Origin of the sequence: Desulfocurvus sp. (assembly GCF_023230885.1) — a bacterium.
Classification (GTDB): domain Bacteria; phylum Desulfobacterota; class Desulfovibrionia; order Desulfovibrionales; family Desulfovibrionaceae; genus Desulfocurvus.
In genome coordinates this window covers 1-4202 of record NZ_JALNWM010000248.1, presented here as the reverse complement: position 1 = coordinate 4202, position 4202 = coordinate 1, and the positions used below count along the sequence as shown (strand labels likewise).

General features: G+C 71.2%; 3 protein-coding genes. All 3 read right to left on the bottom strand.

All coding sequences use genetic code 11. The features are described 5' to 3' along the window. Positions 1-264: 264 nt before the first annotated feature. Entirely contained in the window at positions 265-1014 is a 750-nt protein-coding gene (locus M0P34_RS14070; RefSeq protein ID WP_291500231.1) for a hypothetical protein, read from the bottom strand. Between the two features lie 105 nt (positions 1015-1119). Then, positions 1120-1929, bottom strand: a complete 810-nt coding sequence (amrB, locus tag M0P34_RS14065) for an AmmeMemoRadiSam system protein B (protein WP_291500229.1) — start codon at positions 1927-1929, stop codon at positions 1120-1122. A gap of 217 nt (positions 1930-2146) precedes the next feature. Further along, the coding region (locus M0P34_RS14060; RefSeq protein WP_291500227.1) for a tetratricopeptide repeat protein at positions 2147-4202 on the bottom strand (2056 nt) is incomplete at its 5' end.

Below are 4202 nucleotides of genomic sequence, written 5' to 3'. Positions count from 1 at the left end.
TCCCGCCCCTGCGCCTCGTCCCCGCGCCGTGCCTCCGCCCCCCGCATCGCGTCCCCGCCCCTGCGCCGTGGCCAGATTTTCACGTCTGCACCCGGCTCCCGCCTCCGCCCGCGCGCCCCGCCCCGGCGCCCACCCCGCCTGCGCCCGGCTTTCCGCCCTTCCGGCGGCCCGTGTCCGGGCGCCCTGCGCCCGCACAAAAAACGCCGCCCTCCCGAAGGAAGGCGGCGTCCGCATGCTGCTGTGGCGGCCTGTCGCTCGGCGAGGTTACGGGGCGGCCTGGGGCTGGGCGTCGGCAATGCGCATGGAATACGGCAGGACCTGCCCGTCCACGCGCACCACGACCTTGAGGGTCTCGATGCCGCGCCCGGCGGGCAGATAGACATAGCCCACGCGGGTGAAATCGGGCGGGATGGGCTCCTCGTTCCAGCCGTACTGCTTCAGCTCGCCGCGGATGGTGCGCTTGAGGTCGGCCTCGGAATTGGCCACGGTCCCCGCCGCGCCGCCAGCCAGGGCGCCCACGCCCGCGCCGATGGCCGCCCCCTTCCAGATGTTGTCGCCGCCGCCGATGGTTCCGGCCAGGGCGCCCAGCCCCGCACCCAGAAAGGCGCCCAGAGCGCCGGTGCGCGAGGCGTTGGTCACGGTGGTGGAAAACGCCTCGGAGGCGAAGACCAGGGTGGTGGCCTCTTCCAGGGTATAGGCCAGGTACTCGCCGTCGGCGCCCACGCCGCGCACCTCCTCGATGCGCACGGCGGGCGTTTGCAGGCTCTTGTTCTTGAAGACCAGGAACACCGGATCGAGCCCGGCCTTGCGGTAATCCATGCCCTGGCCGAAGTGCTCGTAGTGGATGGCGCCCAGGTCCCAACGCTGGGACTGGGCCGAGCCCTCGACCTGGGCGGGGTCCACCACCCGGCGGGGCTGGGGCAGGGGCTTGGTGGCCTGGCAGGACCACAGGGCCAGCAGCATGACGGCCAGCAGGCCGAAGGCGGCGGATTTGCGCACGGGACAGTTCAACATGGTCATCCCTCTCGGGTTCGTGTTGCAGGAAGCTCTTTAATATAAGGCCCGAAACGGTGCTGGCAAGGGCGCGGCGGACCGACGGCCCCGGGGCGCGCCCCCGCCTCAGCGCACAAGGACCCCCGCGTAGCCGACCACGCGCGAGGTGTCGCCGCTGGCGGCGGCGGAGGTGGCATAGGCCGCCAGCCGGGCCGAAGCGGCGCCCAGGGCCTTGGCCACCAGCAGGCCCAGGGTCATGGGCAGCACGCCGCACATGCTGATGCCCTGGGTGCGCACGGTGTCATAAAGCCCGCGCGGGTCCAGGGTCAGCACGGGTTCCAGGGCCAGGGCGTCCACCCGGCGGGCCCGGGCGTCGTCCAGGAAGTGGCTCATGTCCGAACTGACCACGAGGGACACCGGGCGGCCCAGGGCCCCCAGAACCCCGGCCAGGCTGGCGGCGACGGCCTCCAGCTCGGCGTAGCGCGGTTCGGCCACGCAGATGGGCACGATGGCGGCCTGCGGATTCGCGGCGGCGAGGAAAGGCAGGACCACCTCCAGGGAGTGCTCCTGGCTGTGGGCGGCCGTGTCGGCCTTCAGGCGCGGCTCGGCTTGCAGCAGGGCCCCGGCCAGCCCGGCGTCCACGTCCAGCCCGCCGCCGGGGAAGGTCCAGCGGCCCGAGGGCCACAGGGCCAGGGGCTGGCCCTGGCCGGTGTGGTTGGGCCCAAGCAGCACCACAAGCGGCGCCAGCCGTGCCTCGCCCAGGGTCCGCCCGGCCACGGGCCCGGAAAACACATAGCCCGCGTGGGGCACCATGGCCAGCAGCGTCGGGGCCTCCTCGGGGGTTTCGGCCAGGGCCAGATAACCGGCAACCTCCCGGGCCAGGGCGCGGGGATCGGCGGTGTAGAAACGTCCGGCGACCACGGGGGATCTGTCCATGCGGCCCTCCTTGGCGGCGCGGGCGCGGCGCCCGGGCGTGGGTTGCGTTCCGCGCGGCGCCCGAAAGCGGTGGTCGTGTGCCCTGCGGCGCGGCGGGACGCCATGACCGCGCAAGGCGCCCAGCTCCGGCCCGCCGTCGATTCCGTACGGCGCGGCGGGATGTCCGCCGCGCGGGGCTCCCGGGCCACGAAACGCCGCGCCGCGCGGGCCCGCGCTGCTAGAAGCTCCCGGAGGGAGCGTATTCCCGCGCGGCCTGTTCGATTTTTTCCAGCTGCAGGTCCGAGGCGGCCATGCGGCCGTAGAGCGTTCCGGCCTGGCGGGAGGCCAGTTCGCCCAGCAGCTCGCGCCAGCGCGGCAGGTCCCCGGCCCGGCGGTGCAGCCCGGCCATGCGGTAGATCAGGGCCGCGCGCGAGGGGTCGCCCTGGGGCAGCAGGCCCTCCAGCTCGGTGGCCCACTTCAGGGCCTCGCGGTAGCGGGCCGAGCGCTCGGTCACGTCCAGGAGGATGCCCAGGGTCTCGCGCAGCCTGGGTTCCTCGCCCCCCTGGGCCACCAGCATTTCGTAGGCGTCCTGGGCGTATTCGTAGGCCTCGCGCAGGCGCTTGCCCGCCAGGGCGTCCTGGGCCAGGAAAAAGGTGGCGTAGGCGCGCTGGGCCGGGGCCAGGCCGGGATCGGAGCCCATGCTCACCCACAGCGGGCGGCTCTCCTCGAAGCGCCCGAGGTTTTCCAGGGCCAGGGCCCGGGCATAGAGCAGCTCGCGCTCGGCCTCGGGGCTCAGCTCCCACTGGCGCACGGCCTCGCCCACGCCGAGAACGTCCTCCCAGCGGGCGGTGTCGGCGTAGATGGACAGCACAAGGTTCATGGCCAGCTCGGACTGCTCGGGCACCTGCTCCTCGTCCAGGAAAGGCCGGACCACTTCCAGGGCCTTGTCGGGCATCCCGCGTTTCCACAGGCTGAGCCCCAGGGCGATGCGCGCCTGGGGGTCGAGCTGTCCGGCCATCTCGCGCACGAAATCGTACTCCTGCCACAGCGAAACGATCTTGGGATAATTGGCGTCGGCCACCAGCTGCACGGCCAGCCCGCCGAATGCCTTGAGGCCCACCTCGCGGGCGCGGGGCAGAAGCCCGCTGTCGGGGAACTTCTTTTCGAAATCCAGCACCGCAGCCAGGGATTCGAGGTTCTTGTTGTTCCAAAGCTGCCACATGGCCAGCTTGAGCTGCGCCAGGGGCGCCAGGGGGCTCTTGGGATGCTTGGCCACGATGTGCTCGTATGCCTGGGCCGGGGCGAGGTTCAGGGGCCGGTCGAAGACCGTGAACATCTGCTCCACGCTGGGCTCGTCGTAGATGCCCTCCTCGGCCAGGCGCATCTTGGCGATGAGCCCGCCCTCGCGGTCGGGGAAATCGGCCAGGGCCTTGTCGTACATTTCGCGCGCGGCGCCGGGGCGGTTGGTGCGCACATAGATGTCGCCCAGCCGCGCGAGGATGATGTCCGCCTCGTCGCCCTTGGGATCTATGTTGTAATAGGTCCAATAGTCGTTCTTGGCCTTGTCGTAGTTCTCCACAGTGTAGGCCGCGTCGCCCATCAGGCGCAGGAACGGCGGGAATTCGATGTAGAACCTGGGCCAGCGCTTCTCGATGTAGTCCACGATCTGAAACGCCTGTTTGTCGTATCCCAGGTGGCGCAGGGCCCTGGCCAGGCCGAGGGACGCCTCGCGCACGAACTTGCTGTCCGGATAGACCTGGACAAGGTACTGGAACTCGTCCGCAGCCTTCTGGTAGTCGCCCTTGTTGAAGTAGTAGTCGCCCCAATAGTAGTAGGTCAGCGGCACGTTGGGGTCGCCCTGGTAGCGCTCGCGCAGCAGGCGGAAGAAGGCCGCCGCCTCGGGCACGTTGCCGACCTTGAGGTTGAGCACGCCGCGCCGCAAAAGCGCCGCCGGAACGCGCCAGGACTCCAGGTTGTGGTTCACGGCGGCCTCGTAGGCCCCGTTGATCTCGTCGAAATTCCCGGCCAGGTCGTCCTTGTATTTCACCGAAAGGATGTCGGCCTTCATGTACATGGCTTCCTCGGCCATGTCCGGGGTCACGTCGGGCTGGGCCAGCAGGGTGGCCAGCTCGCGCAGGGCGGTGTCGTGGTCCTCGTTGCCCTGGGCCGCGCGCGCGGCGTAGAGCATCTCGTCCAGGGCCTCCTTGCGCGCCCGGGCCTGCTCCTCGGCCGTGGCGTTCTGGGCGCCGGGGCCCTCGGCGGCGGGCGCCCCGTGGGCCGGGGCCTGGGCCACG

Bases quoted from the DNA above. Each gene is read 5' to 3' on its own strand.
- M0P34_RS14070 (WP_291500231.1), bottom strand. From the start codon at position 1,014: ATGTTGAACTGTCCCGTGCGCAAATCCGCCGCCTTCGGCCTGCTGGCC.
- amrB (WP_291500229.1), bottom strand. From the start codon at position 1,929: ATGGACAGATCCCCCGTGGTCGCCGGACGTTTCTACACCGCCGATCCC.